This is a genomic window from Sphingobium yanoikuyae, assembly GCF_013001025.1.
In the GTDB taxonomy this organism is placed as follows: Bacteria; Pseudomonadota; Alphaproteobacteria; order Sphingomonadales; family Sphingomonadaceae; genus Sphingobium; species Sphingobium yanoikuyae_A.
Genome location: NZ_CP053023.1, coordinates 92,245 through 114,291, shown reverse-complemented (window position 1 = coordinate 114,291; position 22,047 = coordinate 92,245). Strand labels below are relative to the sequence as shown.

Below are 22,047 nucleotides of genomic sequence, written 5' to 3'. Positions count from 1 at the left end.
AACAGGCGATGCTAGAGGTCTTCACGGTCGGTGGCGGCGAATATCTGGTCAATACCTTCAATGCTGTAGCGGCCTGGTCGGGAGGCGGGGGCTATCGCGCGCTGCTCCGGGTCGTGATGGTCATGGGCCTCATCTATTCGCTTCTCGTTGTGGCCTTCACGCTCAACTACAAAGCGTGGATGAACTGGTTTCTCCAGGCCACGGCGATCTACCTGTGCCTCATGGTGCCGACCGTCGACATCAAGGTAACAGACAGGGTAAATCCGTCGCTCGCGCCGGCGACGATCGACAACGTACCGTTGGGACTGGGCGTGCTGGCGAGCTTCACCACGCAGATCGGCGATTGGATGACACGCACCGCCGAGACCGTGTTCGTGATGCCCGGCGAGCTCAATTACACGACCAACGGCATGGTTTATGGCGCGAGGCTGTTCGATGCGACGCGCAACTTCGTAATCCGCGACGCCGAGTTTGCGACCAATCTCGAGAAGCATTTCAAGAACTGTGTGTTCGGCGACGTCATGCTCAACCAGAAATCGCTGACCGAGCTGTCGAAGGCGCAGGATCTTTGGGCCGCGATTGGCCCGGGCTCGGAAGCACGCTCCCAGGAATGGCTGGAAAAGGACGGCAGCGGCGCGGTCACGAGCTATATCGTGACGTGCCGCCAGGCCTATGAAGGTCTTTCGGGTCAGTGGGCCAACATGATCGAGGCTAACACCCCGATCTGGGCGAAAGAGGTCTACCCCAAGCTCAGCAACGCGCTTGCTGCCGACAAGCTGAAGCATGATGTTCCTATTGTGAACCAGGCTTTCACGGGGTCGGGAAGCAGCTACGCCGACTATATGCGGCAGAACACTGCGATCAACGCATTCATGCAGGCGCGCAACTCCATGGCGGGTGGCACGGGGGCGGCGGCGATCGACACGTTCGCGCAGACCCGTGCCGACGTACAGGCCCGCAATACCTACAATTCGATTGCGCAACAGGCGATGGCCTGGGTGCCCATCCTCAACATCGTTCTGACAGTTGTGTTCTTTGCGATGTTCCCGGTCATCTTCCCGCTCTTCCTCATGCCGCAAACCGGGCTGAGCGCGCTCAAGGGCTACGCTGTCGGCTTCTTCTACCTGGCTGCCTGGGGCCCGCTTTACGTGATCTTGCATATGATCTGCATGACGCGCGCCGAGACCGCAGCGACCGGCATCGCCTCGGGCGGCGTTACGCTTGGCACGTTCGCGGGCATCGGCGCCGTGAACGGTGAGACTGCGACGATCGCAGGATTCATGCTGATGTCCGTCCCTTTCCTCGCGGCCGGACTGGCACGCGGCGCGATGTCTATCGCCGGCCAGTCCATGTCCATGCTCGCGCCCGCACAGAACGCCGCCGAAGCCGCTGCCCTCGAACAGACGACGGGCAACTATTCCTATGGGAATGTCAGCTGGGCGAATTCGACGTCCAACATGCAGCAGAGCGACCAGTGGACCAAGGCGCCGAGCTATATGGGCGGCGCGCCGATGACGAGTTGGCGCCAGGACAATGGCGCGCTGATCAATGGCTTTGGCAACGGGCAAGAGGTCTTCGATACGGGCGGCGCTATTTCGCGCCTAGCATTCACGCCGACAATGTCGTCGGGGGCCGTCGCCGAATGGCGCGAAATGGCAAACGAGGCGCACCGTCAGTCGCAGGCCTATGAAAACGCCGCAAACGACATTCTGACCTCAACCCATACCAATCGCAGCGCATTTGGAACCTCGACCGAGCGGTCGTCGGGATGGGATTCGAGCAGCGGCCGTCAGGCAAACACTTCGATCGAACAGTTCGACCGGAGAACGGGAAGCAGTTCCCAGGGGCTGGAAGACAGATCCTCGATCGGGCAGTCGCAGCGGGTGTCGAACGGTCATGATCGGAATGTCATAGCGGCGGATCAAATAAATGGAGCGCTGGGCGGGGGGCTCGGCGGCCCGACCGGGACCGGGGCGGGGACGCAAGGAGGTCGCGGAGGCCGCACGCTTCCAAGCATAAGTGGGTCCGTTTCGAAATCCGGTACACAACAGGATCAGCTACAGCATTCCACCGGACAAACCAATTCCACCGATAGCTCCAACACCGCTTCCAGTGGGGTACGCGACGAACATTCGAACGGCACCGGCGCGAGTTCTTCAGACGGTACCTACAGCCGGAGCGGCGTGTTCAGTCGCGCCTCGCAGACTTCGTCGGCTTCGGTGAGCACTGAAGACGCTCTTTCCCGTGCGCGTTCATATCAGGAGTCCGCGCGCAAGCTGGAGGAATTGTCCCAGCAGCTATCCCGCGACGCCAGCTGGGCCGAGAGCCACGGCATGCAGCTCAGCACGAACCTCAGCCAGGACCTCGCGAACTGGTACCGCGCACAGCAAGTTGCAAATCCTGGCCTGGACGCTCCGGAGATCTGGGCGACGGATCTTTCCGAGCATCAGCGCAGTGTCCGGGATGAGATGGTCCAGCGGTGGATGTCGGAGAAGCGTGAAGCGATCTACGAGGAAATTCGCGGAAGCCTGAACGAGCCGGATCTTGTTGACGTACACCGCACCCGCGTGTCGTCCGCAGCCGATGTCAGGGCGACTTATCATCCGCATGGTGCTGGCGGCATTCCGGCTGGGCCGGGTGCCGGTAATCCGGGCGCAGCCGCTGCCGTTATCTCATCAGGTAAAGCTTCGCTAGATGGAGATCGAGCATCTGCGCAGGCGGGCAGAGCGGCGAATTTAGAAGGAGCGGCCCGTGTCCAGTCGGAAGTCAACGAGGGACAAAATAAAGGGTTCTTCCTGGACCCCGAGCTCAGAAAGTGAGCGGTCGCCTACATCCAAAACCAATAGCCGAGTGCGACTGCCGCTACGGCATACGCCACGAGATAGGCAATCTTTCCCGACCGCGTGACATTCCCTTGCTCATCTGTCGCAGGTTCAATGAAGGGGATTTCCTCATAGACGACCCCAACCACCGGTCCGCCACTCAGATTCTTCGTCTGATTATACGTGTCGATATCAAACCGAGCATGCTGGCCCATGAGATCCTCCAAAGTCACCATGAATATACCGGCGAAACAGATTCAGGACAACCTCGCACAATTGAGACAATACCGTGATCAAAAGTGCGGCCTTAAAGCGGGGCAGCCCTGTAAATCAGGACCTCGACCTGTCGGGCAACCTGGCATTTATGTTCTCGTGGCTCCTCGTTTCAGCGTTAGGGCTGCTGCCGTTGTTCGACGAAACGCTCTCACGTGATCCCACACCTTCCGCGTCGGCACTGATCGTCTTTTTCGTCGCCGTTGGATCGGCCGCCGTGCTCAGGCGGCACTACAGCTGGGTCGGCGTCGTAATGCACGTCTTCAGCCAGATTTTCATGTGGCTGTCCGTGTTCTGCGTTTCGCTCGCGGGTGTCCTTTATACGACCGGATAGAGCGGGGCACAGGTCTTGAAACCCCGGAAACCGAAACACATTTTTCGGTTCGTGGGCCGGGCTTGTCGCGCTGAACGACAGGTCGGCGCACCGGGCGTGCTCGGTGTTGCGGTTCGCTATAAGCCTCTCGCTGCGCCCGCGCGATCTGTCGTCTTAATCGATGGAGAGAGCTATGGATTCATTGTTCAATCGGACGATGCCTTCGCAGCGCAGGGCAAGCCCCATCGACCGGGGCTTCGATGCCGGCCTGCGAAACCACATGATCGGCATCTATCGCAACATGGCGCTTGGTCTTGCCCTTACTGGTCTGGTCGCGTTTGGCGTCGCGTCCACGCCGGCCTTGTACGAGCCCATATTCGGCACGCCGCTAAAGTGGGTGGCGATCTTTGCGCCTCTGGCCTTCGTACTTCTGCTATCGTTCGGCCTACATCAGATGTCGGCCGCCATGGCCCGGACAGCCTATTTCGTCTTCGCCGGCGTCATGGGCATCTCGATGGCCAGCATCTTCCTAATGTTCACGGGTGAGAGCATTGCACTCGCCTTCTTTACGGCCGCGGCGGTGTTCGCGGCGATGAGCCTCTGGGGCTATACCACCGGCGCTGACCTGTCGCGTTGGGCCCCGATCGTGATGGTGGGTCTGCTCGCTGTCGTGGCGGCCAGCATCGTCAATCTGTTTCTGGGATCCTCGACGCTGCAGATGCTGTTCTCGATCGCGGGCATCGTGGTGTTCACCGGCCTGACGGCCTGGGATACGCAGCGTCTCAGGAACGAGTATTATGCCTATGCCGGGCAGGAAGAGGCAAGCAAACTCGCCATCGTTGGCGCACTCTCGCTCTATCTCAACCTGATCAACCTGTTCCAGTTGCTGCTGACCTTCATGGGTCAGCGGCGCGAGTAAAGGAGGACGGCACATGCACGATACCTCGCTCTGGCGCGGCGTTCCGCTGGTGGCGCAAAACTGGAAATGGATGATGGTTCGCGGTGTCCTGGCTCTGGCGCTGGGCATAGCGGCGCTGCTCTTCCCTGCGGGCGCACTCTTTGCCTTCACGATGCTGTTTGCCGCTTTTGCTGGCGTCGACGGCATCGCCTCACTGATTGCCGGGATACAGGGCGCCGCGCACAAGGAGGACCGGTGGATCGCCTTGGTCCTGCGCGGCGTGCTCGGACTTGTAGCAGCCGGCCTCTTCGTAGCCTTGCCGCTGGAATTCACCGTCAGCTACGCGTTGGCGACACTGGTTCTGGTTGCTGCCTGGGCGATAGCGGTCGGCTTGCTCGAGATCGTCGCGGCGGTTCGGCTGCGCAAGGAAATCCGCGGGGAAGTGCTCCTCGCCCTTTCCGGCACGATCACCGTCGGGCTAGGCGTCGCGATACTGGTCCTGCTTTATCTGCAGCCGATCGCCTCGATCCTGTCCGTCGCATGGCTTATCGGCGCCTGGGCCTTGCTCGGGGGCGGGCTGTTGATCAGCCTTGCCTGGCGGCTGCGGGCTTCGCGACAGGGCCACAAGGGACCTGATCCAGAGGCGGTGGCGGCGTAAAAGGAAGCGTGCGGCGACCCAAGTCGAAACTTGGGTTCGCCGCATCGATCCCGTGGGTGGCGCCGCAGGCGCGTTAGACCATCGCGGCTTCGATATAGAGAGCGGCATCCCTCACCGTCACGATCTTCTCGGCATCATCGTCCGGTATCTGGACATCGAAGCCTTCCTCGATCGCCATGACAAGCTCGACGACATCCAGACTGTCCGCACCCAAATCCTCCATGAAGCGGGATTCCGGCCTCACCTTGTCGGGATCGACACCCAGTTGCTGGGCAACCAGGTTTGCAACGCGCGTATCAGTATCAGTCATGTCTTTGCCCGCGGGCCATGCTGGCGGATGCCGCATGGCATTCTCTGTCCCTCTCTAGACGAAAGAGCCCCCAAACGTCACGCAGAGTCGCGGAAACTGGGGGGCTTCGAGAGGGCAAGCCACTCGCAAAGCCAAGGCCGTTCTTCAGAGATTTGCGTCAGCATGTAGCGATGAGGGCACCGTCGGCATCGCGGCGGCAACTGTGACCCAGAACGATCAATTTCCCGTCGCGACGCGCGGTTGGTCCAGTGCCGGCGAAGCGATGTTGGCTTGGCCGGTCCCGATCAGATCGGCCGTCGGCATGCGATTATCGAGCACGAACGCCTGGATAATGGGCCATCGCGGACCGAACCACGCCTCGCCGTTTTCGATACCAATTGCGGCATCGCCTTTCAGGGTCGCCGAGCAGATGAAGGTTTCGGGCGGCAGGAACTCGCGCTCCATCGTGGAGAAGAAAGCGCGCACGGCGGGCATGGTCGGTTCGCGCGCATTACCGGCGACGACGATCCCGAGCCGATTGGTGCGCAGGCGCACGAGTGTGCCCACAGGATAAATGCCGATGCTGGAGATGAAGGCATCGAGCACGTGGGGATCGAAATGGCCCTCCCATTCGAGCATTTTCGCCAAGGCATCGGACGGCGTCCAGGGATCCTTGTAGGGGCGCCGGGAGGTTACCGCATCATAGACGTCGCACACCGCGCCCATGCGTGCATGAAGCGAGAGTTGCTCCGCGGTCAGACCGAACGGGTAGCCGGTGCCGTCGACGCGTTCGTGATGGTGCAGGCAGACATCGAGGGCGATGGGTGAGATGCCCTCGGTCATCAGCAGAAGCTCGTGCCCTTTTTGCGGATGCGCGCGGATGATCTCGAATTCGTCATTGTTCAGCGAGCCCGGCTTGTCGAGGACGGTGCCCGGAACGGACATCTTATACCGGAAGCTCATTATTCGGTTCGGATGCCCCCAGACGGGCTGGTGGGCAGCTATGTTCAAGCTGCAGCGCCAGGGGGATCGGCGGTGAAAAAGTGCTGGATCACCTCCCGCGCCAGGCGGGCGGGACGCAGGGTGGCCGCATCGATGCAGCACCAGCTCGACTTCACTTCGGCGAGCACCTCTTCGCCTCGGCGGATCACCGTATCGTAGAAGGCGCGGGCGCCCTGAACCTTTTCCAGCAGGACCGCGGCGATGACGCGGTCGTCGAGAAAGGTCGGACGCCGATAGGTGATCTCATGCTTGAGCGCGACCCAGAGATGGGCCGCGACGGCCTCCCTGGGTGCGAGCGAGCGCCAGTGATCGAGTACGGCATCCTGTACCCATTTGAGGTAGCTGGCATTGTTGACGTGACCCATGAAGTCGATGTCGGAGGGATCGATGCCTATCTCGAAAGCGTGGAGAATCGCGGTGGTCATGGTTCTTGTCATAGCACAAGCAGGCTGGAAGGCCGTTCCCTTATCGAGACGTTGGTGATCAAGCGTCGGCGGCGTGAAGTTCGACGCGCGGCCCGGCATTGCGGACGGAGAGATCGATGGCATCCTCGAACTGCACGAAATTCTCGGCGAACAGGCGCGCGAGCTTGGCCGCGGTTGCGTCATAGGCAGCCTTGTCCGCCCATGTTTCGCGCGGGTCGAGGATGGTGTCGTCGACATCGGGCGCGGCGACGGGAACCTGAAACCGAAAGATCGGGTCGATCCGGCAGGTGACGCCGTCGAGATTGCCATCGAGCGCGGCATTGAGAAGAGCGCGGGTCACCTTGATCGGCATGCGTTTGCCGGTGCCGTAGCTCCCGCCGGTCCAGCCCGTGTTGACGAGCCAGCATTTGACGTCACCTCGCGCGATGCGATCCTTGAGCAGATTGCCGTAGACGGACGGATGACGCGGCATGAACGGCGCGCCGAAGCAGGTGGAAAAGGTTGCGGTCGGTTCGGTCACGCCGATCTCGGTGCCTGCCACGCGCGCGGTGTAGCCCGAGAGGAAATGATACATGGCCTGCTCGGGCGTCAGCCGCGCAATTGAAGGCAGGACGCCGTAGGCATCGGCCGTCAGGAAGATGATGTTGCGGGGTACAGGCCCGAGATTGTCGGCCGACGCGTTGGGAATGAATTCGATCGGATAGGAGGCCCGGCTGTTTTCGGCGAGACTGTCATCATCCAGGTCGATGATCCGCGTTTCAGGATCGATCACCACATTTTCGAGGATCGTGCCGAAGCGGCGCGTAGTGGCGTAGATCTCGGGCTCCGCCTCGGCCGACAGACGGATCACCTTAGCATAGCAGCCGCCCTCGAAGTTGAAGATGGCGCTGTCCGACCAGCCATGCTCGTCGTCGCCGATCAGCGTGCGGCTCGCATCTGCCGACAAGGTCGTCTTGCCGGTCCCCGAAAGGCCGAAGAAGACGGCGGTGTCACCCTTGGGGCCAATGTTGGCCGAGCAATGCATCGGCATCACGCCTTTCTCGGGCAGCAAGTAATTGAGGAGACTGAAGACGGACTTCTTCATCTCGCCGGCATAGGCCGTACCGCCGATCAGAATGAGCTTCTGCGCGAAATTGACCGCGATCACGGTTTCGCTGCGGCAGCCATGGCGTTCAGGATCGGCCCGGAAGCTCGGCAGGTCGATGATCGTATATTCAGGCACGAACGTCGCGAGCTCATCGGTGCTGGGACGAACCAGCAGGGTCCGAACAAAGAGACTGTGCCAGGCGAGCTCGGTGTAGACCCGTACCGCAATGCGATGCTCGCTCTGCGAGCCCCCGAAGAGATCCTGAAGAAAGACGGTGTCCTTGGCGCCCAGCGCGCCCAGGAAGTCTTGCTTGAGCGCCGCGAAATGCTCGGGCGACATGGGAACATTGGTCTTGCCCCACCAGATCGCCGCCTCGGTCTCGCCATCCTGGACGATGAACTTGTCCTGCGCGGAACGGCCGGTGTGCTTGCCCGTTGCGACAACGAAGGCTCCGTCGCGCGAAAGCACGCCCTCTCCCCGGCGCGGCGCCTGCTCGATCAGGGGCGCGGTGCCCAGATTGCGATGCAGCGTGCTGGAAGCTCGAGGCGCGAAAGCGATGGGAAAAACTTGGGAGGCCAATTGTCGATCCTTAAGAGTCTGGTTTAGCAAGCCTTATCACACATGATCTGTGATTGGATAAGATTGCAATTTGATGTTTCATACGTCATGAGGGCGCATGATCACTTCGCAACAAATGCGTGCGGCTCGCGCCCTTCTCGGGATTGACCAGCGCCAACTCGCCCAGCTCGCGCAGCTTTCGCTGCCGACCATCCAGCGCATGGAAGCCTCGGAGGGGCAGGTTCGCGGCGTGGTCGACACCTTGGTAAAAGTGATCGGCGCGCTTGAAAGCGCCGGCATTGAACTGCTCGGCGAGAACGCGCCGAGCAGCGGGGTGGGACGCGGCGTGCGCCTGCGCGAGACGAAGTCCGGTCGCTCCGCCGGCACCGTGCCGTCGCTGTTGTACGACCAGGAAGAGGCCGGCGCGACGCCGCCGCAGTGAACCAAGGGATGATGATGAGCAGTTCGGACGACTATGTGTATGATGAAGCATCCGGCGAATGGATCAGCCCGCAGGATGCGAAGGCCCGCGCGGTAGACCCGGGCGATGCGGTCGAAGTGCGCGATGCCGTAGGCAATGTTCTTGCCGATGGCGACAGCGTCACCTTGATCAAGGACCTTACCGTCAAGGGCGCCAACCAAACGCTCAAGCGCGGCACGCTCATCAAGTCCATTCGCCTGACCGGCGACGCCCAGGAAATCGATTGCCGCTACGAGGGCATCAAGGGCCTCGTTTTGCGCGCCGAATTCGTCCGTAAGCGCTGAGCCTGCCTGGCGCTAAGAAAGAGGAACCCTGTTGGAAGTCATCTCGATCGTCTTGCTTTTGCTGCTCGCGGTGATCCTGAGCGGCATACTGTCCCGAATGCTGCCCTTGCCCTTGCCCCGGCCGTTGTTTCAGATTGGACTTGGAGCGCTCATCGGGTTGGCCGCGGACTGGCGGGTCACGCTCGACCCGCAGATATTCCGGTGCTCCGGATGATCCTTGTCGATCTCCTGGAGGGCGAGAGCTATACGGTTGAGGAGGCTTCCAACGCCGCCTAGGCTCTTGAGGTCCTGCAGGCGCTGCCCTCGATCCGGATCGTCGTCACCGATATCCAGATGCCCGGATCGATGGATGGCTTGCGCCTGGCGCGCTATATTCGCGATGCCTATCCTCCCATCGCTCTTATCGTTTCCTCAGGCGCCGTTCGGCCTGAGCAAGGCGCGTTGCCCAACGATGCTGTCTTTGTCTCGAAGCCGGTCGACCATCGCGAATTGCTCCGCGTGATCGAAGACCCCCTCTCGGCCGCCTGAAAAGGCAGCCGCGAAGCGGCGAGCCTCCATCGGGTCGCCTTAGAAAAGCGCCAGAGCGGTCGCGAGGATGAGGGATCCTGCGACAATGGCGCCCGCGATCCACCGCCCGGCCGCGGCGATCTCCGTGCCCCCACGCTGCAGAGGGATGAACTGATCGCGCTCCAGCCGCTCGATGATCAGCCTCAGCAGCCGCGGGCCATCCTGCCCGATCCTTGTGATCTCGAGCAGCAGACCTTGGAGTACCGGGGTCCAGGCAGCGGGATCGAGCCGCGAGGCAACGATGCGCCCGGCAGCCTGCCGCAGGGCAAGGGTCAGGTCGAAGCCGGGGGCGATGTTGGCGAGCACGCCATCGAGCGTCACCAGTGCCTTGAAGATAAGCAGCAGGTCGGGCAGGACGGTCAGCCGCTCCTGCCGCATGAGCGCGAAAAAATCGTTGACCAGGGTGGCGAGCACCAGGCGCATGCCGCCATGGCGGGCGACAAGCTGTTCGGCCGCCAGAAGGAGCCGCTCGCGAGGCGGGCTCTCACCGGCGGACCATAGGGCGAGCGTCTCCGCCAAGGCCTGCGGATCTCCGATATTGATAGCCTGGACGAAGCGCAAAAGCTCTTCCCGGCGCCGGGGGCTGACATGGCCAATCAGGCCTAGATCCAGCAAGGCGAGGCGGTTTCCGGGCAAGCACAGGAGATTGCCGGGGTGGGGATCGGCATGGAACCGCCCGGTGAGAAGGACCATGTCGAGCACGACCTGGGCGCCGAGCGATGCGATCGCGTGGGGATCGATGTCCGCCTGGACGAGGGCCTCTGCCGAGCGCGGCGCGACCCCTTCGATATAGTCCATGGCGAGCAGCGTTTCCGAGGTCCATTCCCAGTGGATCCGGGGAATGACGACCTGCGCGTTGCCGGCGAGATCGGCGCGCAAGCGGTCGGCATTGCGGGCCTCGTTGGTGAAGTCGAGTTCCTCCAGGATTGCGGAAGCGAGCTGTTGGACGAGCGCGGTGGGCGCAAAGCGCCGGATTTCCGCACTGGCCCGCTCGAGTACCGCCGCGAACTCGGCGATGAGGCGCAGATCCGCTTCCATGCGGGGACGGATGCCGGGCCGCCGGACCTTGAGGACGATGGCGCGACCATCGTGCAGGTGGGCGCGGTGGACCTGCGCCATCGAAGCGGCGGCAAGCGGCTCGGGATCGAACGCGGCGAACGCCTTGCCGACAGGTTCTCCCAAAGCCTCCTCGATGGTGGGCCGCACCATTTCGAACGGGAGGGTCGCCGCCTGGCTGTGAAGCCGCTCCAATTCGGTGATCCAGTCGGGAGGAAGAAGATCGCTGCGCGTGGCGAGAATTTGCCCGAGCTTGACGAAGGTGGGACCCAATTCCTCCAGCGCCAGCCGTGTGCGTGCGGGCAGCGCCGCTGCCTCGCCCGAAAGGGCATCCTTTCCGCCCAGGCCGAGCCGGTCGATCGCCGTGTCGAGGCCATAGCGCGCCAGGACCCCGGTGACCTCGGCAAGGCGGTCCCGATCTCGGGCCGCTACCATCAAGCTTTTCAACATGGCCCCAGAGATAGGGGCTGCGCACCGGAAACGAAGGGGCGACGTTTTCGCGAGGGTCGCGGTGCGCCGGCAGGAACGTAGGAAGCAAGGGCGTGTTTCGTGAGAGCCATCCCGCGCGTCGTGCAGGGCTGCGCCTTGCTACGCGAAGGATCCTGATGGAGATCGCCATTCATGCCCAGCTCGACTATCGGTTCGACCGGCCGACAGACGTCCTCCTGCAGCTCGAAGCCGCGGCGATCCCCGAGCAATCGATCGAGGAAGCGCACATCGACCTGTCGGAGACGGATCATTTCGCGCGTGTCGCCGCGCACGATATGATCGGGGAGCGGATCTGGGTGCGCGTCGGCAGCGAACTGCGCGTCGACTACCATGCGACGGTTTCGATCAACCGAATCCTCGACGATTGCCTGGCGCTGCCAGCGATCCCGCCCCACCAGTTGCCGGGCGAAACCGCACAATATCTGATGCCCTCGCGCTATTGTCCGTCCGACCAGTTCCAGTCCTTCGTCTGCGCTGAATTCGATAGTCTGGAGGGCGGCCAGAAAGTCATTGCCATGCGCGATTGGGTCCATGGCCACTTCAGCTATGTGCCGGGCGCCAGTACGTCGGACACAACCGCCGCCGACACCTTCATTCGCCGGCAGGGCATCTGCCGCGACTATGCCCATGTTCTGATCACCCTGGTGCGGGCCGCGGGGATCCCGGCGCGTATCGCCAGCGTCTATGCGCTCGGCGTCGAGCCCCAGGATTTTCATGCGGTGGCAGAGGTGTTCCTGGGCGGCGAATGGCATCTGGTCGATGCAACCGGCATGGCGCAGGAAGCCGCAATTGCCAAGATCGGCGTGGGCCGGGATGCAGCCGACGTCGCGTTCCTCACCGCTTATGGCCGCGCCGTCCTGAACAGCCAGACCGTCGAAGTCGCCGCCGCGTCCTGACCGCCCGGCAAGGCCAATTCTGCGCGGAAAGGGCGCCCTTCACCGATCCTTTACACAGCTGGCGCAGACAGGGCCGTACGGGGGGCGACATGTGAACCATGCGGCCGGCAAGAGCGATGAAAGACAGTTTCCGCGTGAGGCGATTGCGGCCACGGCCGTCTGCCGAACATTCCGCAGCAAGATCGCCGGGCACGTCTCCAACCTGTCGCGGGGCGGCTGCTGCCTGGTGACCAGGGGCCAGCGGGTCGCTCCCGCACAAATGGTAACCCTTCGCCTGGAAGGCCTGGAGGGTATTCCCGCGACAGTACGCTGGGTCGCCGGCGACGAGGCGGGATTATCCTTCGACTGGCCGCTCTACGAACCGCTACGCGATCATATCGTAGCGCTGCGCGGCACGGTTTCGGCGGAAGAAAAGCCGGCATGAAGACATTTCTGTTCCTGGCCGCGATCGTCGGCGCGGGCTATGCCGGAATGGCGGGGACCGGTTCGAGCGCGGAAACGCTGCGGGCGCGCTGGCTCTCCTTCCACGAAAGCTCAGTCCGCTTGCTCCCCTGACGATGGCCGCCCGTCCCGCGGCGTCTCGCCACAATGCGAGGCGAGGAAAGTCTGCAGGAGGGGTCGCTCGATATCTGGTCAGTGAAGCGTCTCTTTGGCAGGCAGGCCGGAGAGGAGGCGCCACATTTCCTGAAGCGCCATCCAGCAGGCCGCGGCATGGCCCGCGCTCACCGGGCGAAGCAGCAGCAGCGGCGGCACGGTCTTCAGCCTGAGCGAGCGCGAGCAGAGCCTTGGCAGCATGGTACTGCCCAAGATCGGTATCGACATGTTCGTTCTTCATCGCGGTGTTCCCCGCCCCGGGCGGCTGCGGCCCGGACGAGAGAAATTTTATTACGCTGTCGAATGCTACGGTAAAGCGCTATAGCGGTGCATGGCCCAGGAAGATCTCGACGCTTTGGCCACGGTGGTCCAGGACCTCAGGCGCGATCTCATCCGGCTGCAGGGCGCCTTCGCCCGCGATGCGCTCCTGTCGGGCCGCCATAGTCCCGATAGCCTTGGCGATCTTGTTGAGGAATGCGGCCATCTGGTCCCGGGCTATGAGGGATTCATGACGGAAGGGTTCGTGGAGGCGATCCGCAACTGCGGCATCGAGGGGGCACCGTTCACGGTCATTTCGGGCGGCAAGGACGGCTGAAAGGGGCCCGTCCCCTCAAAGAACGGTCAGGGGTTATCGGCGAAGCGGCGAGCGCTCCGCAAGGTCGTTGCGAATGGTGGTCGCTGCGACTCCCCCTTCGCCCATTGCATGGCTGATCTGGTCGAGCCCCAGGACGACGTCGCCGGCCGCATAGAGGCCCGGCACGCTGGTGCGCTGGTGGCTGTCCACCACCAGGCAGCCATCGTCCGTTGCCTTGGCGCCGAGATCGACCGCCAGCTCAGAATGGATCGTCGATCCAAGCGCAGGATAGAGGCTCGCGAAAGTCTGCGTGCCGGCGGGCGTCGCGACCTCGATGGCGTTCTCCCCGATCGCGAAGCTGGCGCAGGGCCCGTCCACGACGGCGATTCCGGCATCGCGCAGCGCCATTCTCTGCTCGTCGGACAGATCATGCGCGCCGGCCGGAGCGATCAGAGACAGGTCGCGGGAATAGCTGCGCAGGAAGATCGCCTCCTTCACCCCGCGCTCGCCAGTCCCCAGAACGCAGACGCGCTGATCGGTCACTTCAAAGCCGTCGCAGATCGGACAGTAACGCAGCAATCCCTGCTCGAGCGCCCGGGCGTGCATCGCCTCATCCATTGGGGGCCGATGGTTCGAAACGCCAGTGGCCAGCAGCACGGTCCGGCTCCTGAACGCGTTCGTTTCGCCATGGGCCACGAAATCGTCTCCGGCCCGCTCCAGCCGCGCGATCGAGGTCTGGGCGAGCGTCGCGCCATAGCGAAGAGCCTGCTCGCGCATGCGAGCAAGGAGGTCCGCCCCGGCAATACCCTCGGGAAAGCCGGCGTGATTACGGGTGAGGGGGATGAGGCCGGCCCGGCTGGCGCCGGCGTCGGCGATCACGACCCGCAAATGGAAGCGGGCGAGATAGATCGCCGCCGTGAGGCCCGCGGGCCCACCTCCGATCACCAGACAATCCAGATCATCAGGTGCTGCGCGGCTGCGGCGCAAGGTCTCAGGATCGGGCATTGTGGCCAGCAGACTGCATGCAAATACCCCTGGGGAGGTTAACGCCCGATCATGTACGGGCGATCCGCGTGCCCGCTATAGGAGAATGGGTCGCGCAGGCCAACCATTCGTCCACGGACCAGACCGGTCGCGGCGGCCAAGGCTCGCAAGTTCTTGCACCCGCGCCGCGCATGTACGAAGATATAAGCCACCGGAAATAACGGACGGAGTTGGTGCGGAACGAATGAGCGTGCTTCAGCGAAACAATGTGACCGTCTCTGGCAGCGGCCGTCGCACAATTGTATTTGCCCATGGCTTCGGGTGCGACCAACAGGCCTGGAAGGACGTCATTCCCGCCTTTTCGACCGAGTACCGGACGGTCGCCTTCGATCATGTCGGCGCGGGCCAGTCGGACCTTTCCGGCTTCGATCCAGAAAAATATAGCAGCCTGCACGGTTAGAAGCGCGACATTCTGGAGGTTCTGGACGCACTCGACCTTTCCGACGTCATCTTTGCGGGTCATTCGGTCGCGGGGATGATGGGTATGCTTGCCGCGATCGAGCAGCCGGATCGCTTCGCCTCCCTCATCATGGTGTGTCCCTCGCCCTGCTATGTCGACGAGCCCGGCTACAAGGGCGGATTTTCGCGCCAGGACCTGGATGAACTGCTTGAGGTGATCGACAGCAACTTTCTCGAATGGGCGCGTGACGGATCCCGCGCCATCATGGGCAATCCCGACAGGCCCGAGCTCGGTTCTGATCTGGGCGAGAGTTTCTGCCGCACCGATCCCAGCATCGCGGCCCATTTCCCGCGCGTGACGTTTCTTTCGGACCACCGCTCCGATTTACCAAAATGCGAAACCCGGACCCTCGTCCTCCAAACGATGAGCGATATGGTCGCCCCCGAAGAGGTCGGGCAGTATGTGGCGGCGCGAATGCCCAATGCGCAGCTACATATCATGGCGGCTACCGGCCATTGTCCGCACATGAGCGCGCCGGCCGAGACCATCGAGGCGATGCGCCAGTTTCTGGATAGCTGAGGCGCCCCTAGTGTCCGAGCCGCCACCCGACGATCAGCCTCCCGAAGAAACGCTCGACGATCTCTACGATCATGCCCCGTGCGGTTATGTGACGCTCGACAGCCGGCTGCGCGTTGTCAGGATCAACGCGACGCTATTGTCATGGCTGGGAGTCGGCAAAGCCGATGTGGTCGGTCGGAAAATCCAGGATGTGCTGACGCCGGCCGGTCGGATTTTTTTCCGAGACCCATGTGTCGCCGCTTCTTCACAGGGAGGGCGTCGTCCGGCAGGTCGCCATTGATCTGAGATGCGCTGAAGGCCGGCGCTTGCCGGTCCTGACGGAATGGCGGCGAGTGGATGTGGAGGGCCGACCTGTCGGTACGCGGGTCATGCTCGTCGATGCGACCGATCGCAGATCCTATGAGCGGGATCTGGTCGCGGCGCGCGAACGAGCCGAGGAGAGCACCCGAGCGCTCAAGATCAGCGAGGCACGGCTGCGCGATCTTAACGAGACCTTGGAGGCCCGCGTCGCCGAACGAACCGCGGCGCTCAACCAGGCCCATGAACAGCTGCGCCATGCCCAGAAGCTCGAAGCGATGGGAACGCTGACCGGGGGCGTTGCGCACGACTTCAACAATTTGCTGACGCCCATCATCGGCGGCCTGGACATGCTTGAGCGGCGGGGGATTGGCGATGACCGCGCCAAGCCCACGATTGCCGGAGCGCTCGCCTCCGCGGAACGGGCAAAAACGCTGGTGCAGAGGCTGCTCGCTTTTGCCCGGAGGCAGCCGCTCAAGCCGGTCGCCGTCGACGTCGCAGCTTTGGTCCAGGGCATGGCCGACCTCATCGAAACCACCGCAGGCCCGCAGATTGAGGTCCGCCTCGACGTGGATGAAACCACGCCCCGCGCGTTGGCGGATGCGAACCAGCTCGAGATGGCGCTGCTGAACCTCGCAGTCAACGCGCGTGACGCAATGCCAGGCGGCGGCACCTTGACCCTCGGCGTGACCTTCGAGGCGAACGCGCGGGGTGAGGCAGGAGCGCCGCGCGTGCGGCTCTCGGTCGCCGACACCGGTACCGGGATGGATGAGGAGACCCTCGCGCGCGCAATCGAGCCCTTCTTCTCGACCAAGGGCGTTGGCAAAGGCACGGGGCTCGGCTTGTCGATGGTCCATGGCCTGGCGGCCCAGCTCGGCGGACACATGGGCATCAAAAGCCAGCCGGGGTCGGGCACCTGCATCGACTTGTGGCTGCCGCTTGCGCCGCAAGAGCCTTGCACGGCGCCGGTATCGAACACCCAAGCACCCGAGCGACGGGAGATCGGAATGGTCTTGCTCGTCGACGACGAAGACCTGATCCGCACGATAACCGCCGATATGCTCACCGAAATGGGCTATCGCGTGATCGAGGCCAATTGCGGCGCGGCCGCGCTGCGGTTGGTGGACGAGGGTCTCACGCCAGATCTTCTGATGACCGATCATCTGATGCCCGGCATGACGGGGACCGAACTGGCGCGGGCGCTTCGCGCGCGTCAGCCGATGCCGGTGCTCATCATCTCGGGCTACGCCGATTCAGACAGCATCGACCCCGATCTCGCGCGCCTGACCAAATCCTTCCGGCAAGGCGATTTGACGCAGGCCCTGGCGCGGATCGGCATCGGACCCTGAAAGCGGCCCTGCCGCGCTCAAGCATACCAAGGACTCTGGAAGTTGGGCACAGCCTCACCCATGGGGTGGTTCATTGTAGAAGTCGACCTGCATCCGCACGTTGCCCAGCGGCGTGACAAAATGCTCCTGCTCGGGTTTCACGACGCCCACGACACGCGGTTCGAGAACGATTTCGGATCGCGGCTCGACATAGGTGAGACACAGGGCGCCTTCCAGGACGCGGATGACGCCCCAAACCCCCGCCTTGGTTCGATGATTGCCGCGCAGTCCGGAGGGGATTGTGTCCTGATCGAACACTGGCGTTGAACGATAGGGTTCGGGCATCATGTCGTCCGCTTGTGGCTCGAGAAGAGCCTGTGGCTGTGGCGCACCGGGAACCATGGCGCTTGGAAAGCCTAATCCACGGCGAGGCCCGGTGCGAGAGGGGAAGGGCGCGGACCCGGCCAGATCGGCTATGCCGCAACCTGCTCGGCGAGCGGCATCACATACCATTGTCCGGCAACGGTCTTCAGCAAGAGCATGGGCCGGCCGCCGTCCACCTGCTGGAAGCGGTAGCGATCGTGATCGCCGTTGGTTTTCACCCACGCGCGCGCCCATTCGGTCGCTTTGAACTCGCTTTGGAATTCATCGCTCTCAGCGACCCGCTGGCTATGGTCGTCGTCGCGAAACAGCTGATAACGCATGGAATGTCTCCTTTCATTGGATGGTGAATGAAGTGGCGACGTCGTCAGGATTTCCCGGGCGTTCGCCTTTTGCCGGCATCCTGGCGCTGCGCGGCCTGATCGAGCGCGCGGATCACCCGGTCGAGCATGGCGGCATTGCTGGCCGCCTTGGGCAGTTCGCGTACCGCAAATCGATGCAGGCGATCGAGATCCTTGCGCGGCACCACGATTTCGATGGATTTTTGCCCGAGATGCTCAGGAGCGACGCCCTGCGCGGCCCGACCGGACGCAAGAAAATGATCCAGGAAGCGCTTGCGATCAGCGAAGGTCCAGCCCAGCGCCTCCAGGTCCTCGGGACCAACCGTCAGCAACGCAATCGCGAACTCCATGATATCGTCGAAGGGCAAGGTGAGGCGGACACCCTTGCCCCGGCCCTTGAGCCTATGGATCAGCGCCTGTTTCATCGTATCGAGAGTATCCCGTCGACCGCGCTCCATTCGGTGGGTCGGATCAGCTGCTCATGGGCGATCCGCACGGAATGCAGGGCGGCGGTGATCTCGCGCCGCCAATGGTCCAGGAAGTCGAACAACACTGGAAAGTCGGACGCGAGATCATATTCCTGCCAGACAAAGAGCTGCAGGAGTGACGGCGCGTCAGGGCGGTAATAGTGAATTTCCGCCGTTGTCATGCCGTAGCCCTGCAGCTGCGCCAGAAAACCGCGGTCGCTCATTGCAAGCTGGTTTGACCTGAATCCCCCTCGTCCAGCGTGCGCATGGCCGCGAGCACTTCGTCGATCGGCACGGCGCGTTTGGCACCGCGCGGCTTTCGCAGCGCTGGCTTGTCGCGCACGGCCGATCTGTCCGATGCCCACGACGCCAGGATGGCGCGTTTGACCTCGGGCTCCAGATCAGGATGGTGCGCGACGTCGAAGGGATGAAGAAAACGGGAAAATGGTTGCGACATAGTCAGCCTCCTTTCCTGTCTTTCGTGGCGGACATCCTCATCCGCACCCTCCAGATTTTGGTACGATGCGGAGTCGCGTCAAGACGTTTTTTCATCTCTAAGCCATTGAGATCGACGCGATTGGCACTCCGTTCCATTGAGTGCCAAAAAATTTTCATGAGGGTCTTGAAGGGGCAAATTGAGCTTCTTAGTTCCCGGGAACCTGTCGTTCCGATGAACGGCGGGGATCATCATTCTTGTTTTGCAACCGGAGGCTTTGCCCATGCATTTCCGCCCTTTGCACGACCGTGTGCTTGTTCGCCGCATCGAAGCCGAGGAGAAGACCTCGGGCGGCATCATCATCCCCGACACCGCCAAGGAAAAACCGCAGGAGGGTGAAGTCCTCGCGGTCGGTCCAGGCACTCGCGACGAAAACGGAAAGCTCACCGACACCACGGTGAAGACCGGCGACCGGGTGCTGTTCGGCAAGTGGTCGGGCAGCGAGGTTCGCATCGATGGCGAGGATCTGCTCATCATGAAGGAGAGCGACATCCTCGGCATCATCGAGCCCGTCGCCGAGCTCAAGCAGGCGGCCTGACGGGCCGCCCCGTCCCTCGAAATCAGGAAGGACAAAGGAAAGGAGTTAGGCAGATGGCTGCCAAGGAAGTGAAGTTCGCCTCGGACGCGCGCGATCGCATGCTGCGCGGCGTCGATACGCTGGCCAACGCCGTCAAGGTGACGCTCGGTCCCAAGGGCCGCAATGTGGTCATCGAGAAGAGCTTCGGCGCGCCGCGCATCACCAAGGACGGCGTCACCGTCGCCAAGGAAATCGAACTGAAGGACAAGTTCGAGAATATGGGCGCACAGATGCTGCGTGAGGTCGCCAACAAGCAGAACGACAAGGCCGGTGACGGCACGACCACCGCCACCGTGCTGGCCCAGTCCATCGTGCGCGAAGGCTCGAAGGCGGTCGCGGCAGGGATGAATCCCATGGACCTGAAGCGCGGCATCGACCTCGCCGTGACGACGGTCGTCGAGGACCTCAAGGCGCACGCGAAGAAGGTCTCGGCCAACAGCGAGATCGCCCAGGTCGCGACCATCTCGGCCAATGGCGATGCCGAAGTGGGCACTATCCTCGCAGAAGCGATGGAAAAGGTCGGCAATGAGGGTGTCATCACCGTCGAAGAGGCCAAGAGCCTCGCGACCGAACTCGAGACCGTCGAGGGCATGCAGTTCGATCGCGGCTATCTCTCGCCTTACTTCGTGACCAACGCCGAGAAACTGAAGGTCGAGCTCGAGGATCCCTACATCCTCATCCACGAGAAGAAGCTTTCGAACCTCCAGGCGCTCATTCCGCTGCTCGAGCAGGTGGTGCAGTCGGGCCGGCCGCTGCTCATCATCGCCGAGGACGTGGAAGGCGAAGCGCTCGCCACGCTCGTCGTCAATAAGCTGCGCGGCGGCCTCAAGGTCGCGGCCGTCAAGGCGCCGGGCTTTGGCGATCGTCGCAAGGCCATGCTTGAGGACATCGCGGTTCTCACCGCCGGCAGCGTGGTCAGCGAGGAACTCGGCACCAAGCTCGAGAACGTCACGCTCGGCATGCTCGGCCGCGCCAAGAAGGTCATCATCGACAAGGACAACACCACGGTCGTCGATGGCGCCGGCGCGCGCGAGGAGATCGACGCCCGTGTGGCGCAGATCCGGGCGCAGATCGAGACGACCACCAGCGACTATGACCGCGAGAAGCTCCAGGAGCGCGTGGCCAAGCTTGCCGGCGGCGTTGCCGTGATCCGCGTGGGCGGCGCGACCGAGGTCGAGGTCAAGGAGAAGAAGGACCGGGTTGACGACGCGCTGCACGCGACCCGCGCCGCTGTCGAGGAAGGCATTCTGCCGGGCGGCGGCATCGCGCTGCTCCGCGCGTTGAAGGCGCTCGACGGCCTCAAGGCAGCCAATGACGACCAGCAGTCCGGTATCGACATCATTCGCCGCGCCCTGCGCGCGCCGGTGCGCCAGATCTGCGACAATGCCGGTGAGGACGGCGCGTTCATCGTAGGCAAGCTGCTCGAAAGCGACGACTATAACTGGGGCTTCAACGCCGCGAGCGGCCAGTATGAGGACCTGGTGAAGTCGGGTGTCATCGATCCCGCCAAGGTCGTGCGCACCGCGCTGCAGGATGCGGCCTCGGTCGCATCCCTGCTCATCACGACCGAAGCGCTGGTCGCCGAGCTACCCAAGGATGAGAAGGCCGCGCCCATGCCGGCCATGGACTACTGATCCTCCACCGACAGGGCCGGCGCGGCCGGCCCTGTCACCTCATCATTATTCAGCATAGCGAGAGGGATTTCCGGGCTTTCTTACAGGATTGCGCGCAGCCTCCTCGTGCGTGCTGCCCAGGAAAAGTGGCTCGGATATGCGCTCGATTATTCCTGTTATCCTGTCCGGCGGGTCCGGTACGCGCCTCTGGCCGATTTCGACCGCGGCCAGCCCCAAGCAATTCATTGCGCTCGCCGGCGAGGAGAGCCTGCTCCAGCAGACAGTTCGGCGTGCTCGCGCCGCAGGCCTTGTCCAGGCACCGATCCTGATCGCCAATCGCGGTCACGACGCGCTGCTCGGCGAGCAATTGCGCGCCATCCACTGCATGCCCGCCCGGCTCATCTTCGAGCCCGTCGGTCGCAATACGGCGCCTGCTATCGCGATGGCGGCGCTCGAGGCGCCCAGTCCGGACGCGCTGCTCCTTGTTATGCCCAGCGATCATGTCATCGCCGATGTTCCAGCTTTCGCCGCCGCGATAGAACGCGCGGCGCCGCAGGCGGCCGCCGGATGGCTCGTCACCTTCGGCATCACGCCGGACCATCCCGAGACGGGCTATGGCTACATCCGCTGCGGCGAAGCGATCTGCCAAGGCGTTCATCAGGTCGATCGCTTCGTCGAGAAGCCCGATAGCGACCGCGCTGCCCGGATGATCGCTGAAGGCGGTCACTGCTGGAACGCCGGCATATTCCTCCTGCGCGCCGATGCCTTTCTCGAGGCCATGCGCCTGCATGCCCCGGCAATGCTGACTGCTGTCGAGGCCGCGCTGGCGTCGGCAACGCGGGAAGGCCGGCGCATCGATCCCGACGCTGACGCCTTTGCCGCCATTCCCGCGGACTCGATTGACTACGCCGTCCTGGAAAAAGCCGCGCGTGTCGCCGTCGTGCCGACGGCGATGGGATGGTCGGATCTGGGCAGCTGGGATGCGCTTCATGCGATTGGCAGCCGCGACGAAGCCGACAATCTCTCGGAGGGCGAGGTAAAGGCGCTCGACAGCCGGAACTGCCTGTTCAAGAGCACCGGGCCACGCATCGCCGCGATCGGCGTTTCCGACCTCATCGTCGTAGCCACCGGCGACACGGTGCTAATCGCGCCGCGCGGGCGTTCGCAGGACGTTCGGCGCCTTGCCGGACAGGAGAGCCCTTCCGCCACCCGCGAGGCCGCCACGGCATCCTGACCCTCAAACGCATCATCCCTGGGA

At 63.1% G+C, this 22,047-nt stretch carries 29 protein-coding genes and 2 pseudogenes; 18 read left to right on the top strand and 13 right to left on the bottom strand.

Translation table 11 applies throughout. The features are described from left to right. Positions 1–8 precede the first annotated feature (8 nt). Positions 9–2,819 (top strand): conjugal transfer protein TraG N-terminal domain-containing protein, encoded by a 2,811-nt coding sequence (locus tag HH800_RS27635; RefSeq protein WP_066701741.1) that lies wholly within the window; start codon positions 9–11, stop codon positions 2,817–2,819. 8 nt (positions 2,820–2,827) lie between these two features. On the opposite strand, the gene HH800_RS27630 is transcribed toward HH800_RS27635, so the two are convergent. Continuing rightward, a complete protein-coding gene (locus HH800_RS27630; RefSeq protein WP_066701781.1) occupies positions 2,828–3,037 on the bottom strand; it encodes a hypothetical protein in 210 nt (69 codons plus the stop codon). Positions 3,038–3,111: 74 nt separating this feature from the next. On the opposite strand from HH800_RS27630, the gene HH800_RS27625 reads away from it, so the two are divergent. The 3 genes from HH800_RS27625 to HH800_RS27615 all read left to right on the top strand — a co-directional run bounded on the left by HH800_RS27625 (position 3,112) and on the right by HH800_RS27615 (position 4,964). Next, positions 3,112–3,429, top strand: coding sequence for a hypothetical protein (locus HH800_RS27625; protein WP_232037463.1), 318 nt, complete (start codon positions 3,112–3,114; stop codon positions 3,427–3,429). A gap of 259 nt (positions 3,430–3,688) precedes the next feature. Beyond that, positions 3,689–4,327, top strand: a complete 639-nt coding sequence (locus tag HH800_RS27620) for a Bax inhibitor-1 family protein (protein WP_083952560.1) — start codon at positions 3,689–3,691, stop codon at positions 4,325–4,327. A 13-nt stretch (positions 4,328–4,340) separates the two neighbouring features. Next, positions 4,341–4,964: an HdeD family acid-resistance protein gene (locus HH800_RS27615; RefSeq protein WP_066701749.1), complete on the top strand. Its 624-nt coding sequence runs from the start codon at positions 4,341–4,343 to the stop codon at positions 4,962–4,964. 73 nt (positions 4,965–5,037) lie between these two features. Here the strand turns inward: HH800_RS27615 and acpP are convergent, their stop codons facing one another. The 4 genes from acpP to HH800_RS27595 all read right to left on the bottom strand — a co-directional run bounded on the left by acpP (position 5,038) and on the right by HH800_RS27595 (position 8,346). Beyond that, on the bottom strand, positions 5,038–5,274 hold the full coding sequence (gene acpP / locus HH800_RS27610) for an acyl carrier protein (RefSeq protein WP_066701786.1): 237 nt from the start codon (positions 5,272–5,274) through the stop codon (positions 5,038–5,040). A 216-nt stretch (positions 5,275–5,490) separates the two neighbouring features. Next, entirely contained in the window at positions 5,491–6,198 is a 708-nt protein-coding gene (locus HH800_RS27605) for an HD-GYP domain-containing protein (protein WP_305851985.1), read from the bottom strand. 62 nt (positions 6,199–6,260) lie between these two features. Beyond that, the gene (locus HH800_RS27600; RefSeq protein ID WP_048938211.1) at positions 6,261–6,680 is read right to left on the bottom strand and encodes an acyl-CoA thioesterase; all 420 of its coding nucleotides are present in this window, start codon (positions 6,678–6,680) and stop codon (positions 6,261–6,263) included. 58 nt (positions 6,681–6,738) lie between these two features. Beyond that, positions 6,739–8,346, bottom strand: a complete 1,608-nt coding sequence (locus HH800_RS27595) for a phosphoenolpyruvate carboxykinase (protein ID WP_048938212.1) — start codon at positions 8,344–8,346, stop codon at positions 6,739–6,741. A gap of 97 nt (positions 8,347–8,443) precedes the next feature. Here HH800_RS27595 and HH800_RS27590 point away from each other — a divergent pair, with 97 nt between their 5' ends. The 4 genes and pseudogenes from HH800_RS27590 to HH800_RS29270 all read left to right on the top strand — a co-directional run bounded on the left by HH800_RS27590 (position 8,444) and on the right by HH800_RS29270 (position 9,618). Beyond that, a complete protein-coding gene (locus tag HH800_RS27590; RefSeq protein ID WP_008829942.1) occupies positions 8,444–8,767 on the top strand; it encodes a helix-turn-helix domain-containing protein in 324 nt (107 codons plus the stop codon). Positions 8,768–8,781: 14 nt separating this feature from the next. Next, on the top strand, positions 8,782–9,090 hold the full coding sequence (locus tag HH800_RS27585; protein WP_011950649.1) for an alkylphosphonate utilization protein: 309 nt from the start codon (positions 8,782–8,784) through the stop codon (positions 9,088–9,090). A gap of 31 nt (positions 9,091–9,121) precedes the next feature. After that, positions 9,122–9,289: pseudogene (locus HH800_RS27580) on the top strand (Na+/H+ antiporter); the annotation flags it as partial. Between the two features lie 134 nt (positions 9,290–9,423). Continuing rightward, positions 9,424–9,618: a hypothetical protein gene (locus tag HH800_RS29270; RefSeq protein ID WP_232037462.1), complete on the top strand. Its 195-nt coding sequence runs from the start codon at positions 9,424–9,426 to the stop codon at positions 9,616–9,618. A gap of 39 nt (positions 9,619–9,657) precedes the next feature. Here the strand turns inward: HH800_RS29270 and HH800_RS27570 are convergent, their stop codons facing one another. Continuing rightward, a complete protein-coding gene (locus HH800_RS27570; protein ID WP_066701752.1) occupies positions 9,658–11,163 on the bottom strand; it encodes an ABC1 kinase family protein in 1,506 nt (501 codons plus the stop codon). Positions 11,164–11,318: 155 nt separating this feature from the next. Here HH800_RS27570 and HH800_RS27565 point away from each other — a divergent pair, with 155 nt between their 5' ends. The 3 genes from HH800_RS27565 to HH800_RS29425 all read left to right on the top strand — a co-directional run bounded on the left by HH800_RS27565 (position 11,319) and on the right by HH800_RS29425 (position 12,653). Then, complete coding sequence (locus HH800_RS27565) at positions 11,319–12,098, top strand: transglutaminase-like domain-containing protein (protein ID WP_066701754.1); 780 nt, start codon at positions 11,319–11,321, stop codon at positions 12,096–12,098. A gap of 91 nt (positions 12,099–12,189) precedes the next feature. Then, the gene (locus HH800_RS27560; RefSeq protein WP_066701755.1) at positions 12,190–12,522 is read left to right on the top strand and encodes a PilZ domain-containing protein; all 333 of its coding nucleotides are present in this window, start codon (positions 12,190–12,192) and stop codon (positions 12,520–12,522) included. Next, complete coding sequence (locus tag HH800_RS29425; RefSeq protein ID WP_267886517.1) at positions 12,519–12,653, top strand: hypothetical protein; 135 nt, start codon at positions 12,519–12,521, stop codon at positions 12,651–12,653. The genes HH800_RS27560 and HH800_RS29425 overlap by 4 nt, the downstream gene beginning before the upstream one ends. Before the next feature lie 78 nt (positions 12,654–12,731). On the opposite strand, the gene HH800_RS27555 is transcribed toward HH800_RS29425, so the two are convergent. Then, positions 12,732–12,920, bottom strand: coding sequence for a hypothetical protein (locus tag HH800_RS27555; protein ID WP_066701756.1), 189 nt, complete (start codon positions 12,918–12,920; stop codon positions 12,732–12,734). Positions 12,921–13,023: 103 nt separating this feature from the next. On the opposite strand from HH800_RS27555, the gene HH800_RS27550 reads away from it, so the two are divergent. Then, positions 13,024–13,287 (top strand): hypothetical protein, encoded by a 264-nt coding sequence (locus HH800_RS27550; RefSeq protein WP_066701758.1) that lies wholly within the window; start codon positions 13,024–13,026, stop codon positions 13,285–13,287. A 33-nt stretch (positions 13,288–13,320) separates the two neighbouring features. Here the strand turns inward: HH800_RS27550 and HH800_RS27545 are convergent, their stop codons facing one another. After that, positions 13,321–14,271 carry an NAD(P)/FAD-dependent oxidoreductase gene (locus HH800_RS27545; RefSeq protein WP_066701760.1) on the bottom strand — a complete coding sequence of 317 codons (951 nt, stop codon included), beginning with the start codon at positions 14,269–14,271 and terminating at the stop codon, positions 13,321–13,323. 223 nt (positions 14,272–14,494) lie between these two features. On the opposite strand from HH800_RS27545, the pseudogene HH800_RS27540 reads away from it, so the two are divergent. From HH800_RS27540 to HH800_RS27530, 3 genes and pseudogenes are all read left to right on the top strand, one after another. Further along, positions 14,495–15,289 (top strand): annotated as a pseudogene (locus HH800_RS27540) (alpha/beta fold hydrolase). 10 nt (positions 15,290–15,299) lie between these two features. Beyond that, positions 15,300–15,569 carry a PAS domain-containing protein gene (locus HH800_RS27535; RefSeq protein WP_169800216.1) on the top strand — a complete coding sequence of 90 codons (270 nt, stop codon included), beginning with the start codon at positions 15,300–15,302 and terminating at the stop codon, positions 15,567–15,569. 88 nt (positions 15,570–15,657) lie between these two features. Continuing rightward, positions 15,658–16,935: an ATP-binding protein gene (locus HH800_RS27530; protein ID WP_066701762.1), complete on the top strand. Its 1,278-nt coding sequence runs from the start codon at positions 15,658–15,660 to the stop codon at positions 16,933–16,935. 54 nt (positions 16,936–16,989) lie between these two features. On the opposite strand, the gene HH800_RS27525 is transcribed toward HH800_RS27530, so the two are convergent. The 5 genes from HH800_RS27525 to HH800_RS27505 all read right to left on the bottom strand — a co-directional run bounded on the left by HH800_RS27525 (position 16,990) and on the right by HH800_RS27505 (position 18,560). Next, positions 16,990–17,262, bottom strand: coding sequence for a DUF1971 domain-containing protein (locus tag HH800_RS27525; protein WP_397587088.1), 273 nt, complete (start codon positions 17,260–17,262; stop codon positions 16,990–16,992). A 125-nt stretch (positions 17,263–17,387) separates the two neighbouring features. Beyond that, positions 17,388–17,618 carry a hypothetical protein gene (locus tag HH800_RS27520; RefSeq protein WP_036528742.1) on the bottom strand — a complete coding sequence of 77 codons (231 nt, stop codon included), beginning with the start codon at positions 17,616–17,618 and terminating at the stop codon, positions 17,388–17,390. 44 nt (positions 17,619–17,662) lie between these two features. Next, positions 17,663–18,004 (bottom strand): hypothetical protein, encoded by a 342-nt coding sequence (locus tag HH800_RS27515; RefSeq protein ID WP_235682172.1) that lies wholly within the window; start codon positions 18,002–18,004, stop codon positions 17,663–17,665. Positions 18,005–18,057: 53 nt separating this feature from the next. Continuing rightward, positions 18,058–18,327, bottom strand: coding sequence for an usg protein (locus tag HH800_RS27510; RefSeq protein ID WP_169863515.1), 270 nt, complete (start codon positions 18,325–18,327; stop codon positions 18,058–18,060). Next, positions 18,324–18,560: a hypothetical protein gene (locus HH800_RS27505; RefSeq protein ID WP_008829925.1), complete on the bottom strand. Its 237-nt coding sequence runs from the start codon at positions 18,558–18,560 to the stop codon at positions 18,324–18,326. The genes HH800_RS27510 and HH800_RS27505 overlap by 4 nt, the downstream gene beginning before the upstream one ends. Positions 18,561–18,822: 262 nt before the next feature. Here HH800_RS27505 and groES point away from each other — a divergent pair, with 262 nt between their 5' ends. From groES to HH800_RS27490, 3 genes are all read left to right on the top strand, one after another. Beyond that, positions 18,823–19,137 carry a co-chaperone GroES gene (groES, locus tag HH800_RS27500; protein WP_008829924.1) on the top strand — a complete coding sequence of 105 codons (315 nt, stop codon included), beginning with the start codon at positions 18,823–18,825 and terminating at the stop codon, positions 19,135–19,137. A gap of 53 nt (positions 19,138–19,190) precedes the next feature. Further along, positions 19,191–20,810, top strand: a complete 1,620-nt coding sequence (gene groL, locus HH800_RS27495) for a chaperonin GroEL (protein WP_008829923.1) — start codon at positions 19,191–19,193, stop codon at positions 20,808–20,810. Between the two features lie 136 nt (positions 20,811–20,946). After that, positions 20,947–22,023, top strand: a complete 1,077-nt coding sequence (locus tag HH800_RS27490; RefSeq protein WP_169863558.1) for a mannose-1-phosphate guanylyltransferase/mannose-6-phosphate isomerase — start codon at positions 20,947–20,949, stop codon at positions 22,021–22,023. Positions 22,024–22,047 lie beyond the last annotated feature (24 nt).

Bases quoted from the DNA above. Each gene is read 5' to 3' on its own strand.
- groES (WP_008829924.1), top strand. From the start codon at position 18,823: ATGCATTTCCGCCCTTTGCACGACCGTGTGCTTGTTCGCCGCATCGAA.
- HH800_RS27600 (WP_048938211.1), bottom strand. From the start codon at position 6,680: ATGACCACCGCGATTCTCCACGCTTTCGAGATAGGCATCGATCCCTCC.
- HH800_RS27550 (WP_066701758.1), top strand. From the start codon at position 13,024: ATGGCCCAGGAAGATCTCGACGCTTTGGCCACGGTGGTCCAGGACCTC.
- HH800_RS27525 (WP_397587088.1), bottom strand. From the start codon at position 17,262: ATGATGCCCGAACCCTATCGTTCAACGCCAGTGTTCGATCAGGACACA.
- HH800_RS27585 (WP_011950649.1), top strand. From the start codon at position 8,782: ATGAGCAGTTCGGACGACTATGTGTATGATGAAGCATCCGGCGAATGG.
- HH800_RS27510 (WP_169863515.1), bottom strand. From the start codon at position 18,327: ATGAGCGACCGCGGTTTTCTGGCGCAGCTGCAGGGCTACGGCATGACA.
- HH800_RS27635 (WP_066701741.1), top strand. From the start codon at position 9: ATGCTAGAGGTCTTCACGGTCGGTGGCGGCGAATATCTGGTCAATACC.
- HH800_RS27565 (WP_066701754.1), top strand. From the start codon at position 11,319: ATGGAGATCGCCATTCATGCCCAGCTCGACTATCGGTTCGACCGGCCG.
- acpP (WP_066701786.1), bottom strand. From the start codon at position 5,274: ATGACTGATACTGATACGCGCGTTGCAAACCTGGTTGCCCAGCAACTG.
- HH800_RS27620 (WP_083952560.1), top strand. From the start codon at position 3,689: ATGATCGGCATCTATCGCAACATGGCGCTTGGTCTTGCCCTTACTGGT.
- HH800_RS27590 (WP_008829942.1), top strand. From the start codon at position 8,444: ATGATCACTTCGCAACAAATGCGTGCGGCTCGCGCCCTTCTCGGGATT.
- HH800_RS27555 (WP_066701756.1), bottom strand. From the start codon at position 12,920: ATGTCGATACCGATCTTGGGCAGTACCATGCTGCCAAGGCTCTGCTCG.
- HH800_RS27570 (WP_066701752.1), bottom strand. From the start codon at position 11,163: ATGTTGAAAAGCTTGATGGTAGCGGCCCGAGATCGGGACCGCCTTGCC.
- HH800_RS27530 (WP_066701762.1), top strand. From the start codon at position 15,658: ATGCTCGTCGATGCGACCGATCGCAGATCCTATGAGCGGGATCTGGTC.
- HH800_RS27505 (WP_008829925.1), bottom strand. From the start codon at position 18,560: ATGTCGCAACCATTTTCCCGTTTTCTTCATCCCTTCGACGTCGCGCAC.
- HH800_RS27615 (WP_066701749.1), top strand. From the start codon at position 4,341: ATGCACGATACCTCGCTCTGGCGCGGCGTTCCGCTGGTGGCGCAAAAC.
- HH800_RS27520 (WP_036528742.1), bottom strand. From the start codon at position 17,618: ATGCGTTATCAGCTGTTTCGCGACGACGACCATAGCCAGCGGGTCGCT.
- HH800_RS27630 (WP_066701781.1), bottom strand. From the start codon at position 3,037: ATGGGCCAGCATGCTCGGTTTGATATCGACACGTATAATCAGACGAAG.
- HH800_RS27605 (WP_305851985.1), bottom strand. From the start codon at position 6,198: ATGTCCGTTCCGGGCACCGTCCTCGACAAGCCGGGCTCGCTGAACAAT.
- HH800_RS29425 (WP_267886517.1), top strand. From the start codon at position 12,519: ATGAAGACATTTCTGTTCCTGGCCGCGATCGTCGGCGCGGGCTATGCC.
- groL (WP_008829923.1), top strand. From the start codon at position 19,191: ATGGCTGCCAAGGAAGTGAAGTTCGCCTCGGACGCGCGCGATCGCATG.
- HH800_RS27490 (WP_169863558.1), top strand. From the start codon at position 20,947: ATGCGCTCGATTATTCCTGTTATCCTGTCCGGCGGGTCCGGTACGCGC.
- HH800_RS27545 (WP_066701760.1), bottom strand. From the start codon at position 14,271: ATGCCCGATCCTGAGACCTTGCGCCGCAGCCGCGCAGCACCTGATGAT.
- HH800_RS29270 (WP_232037462.1), top strand. From the start codon at position 9,424: ATGCCCGGATCGATGGATGGCTTGCGCCTGGCGCGCTATATTCGCGAT.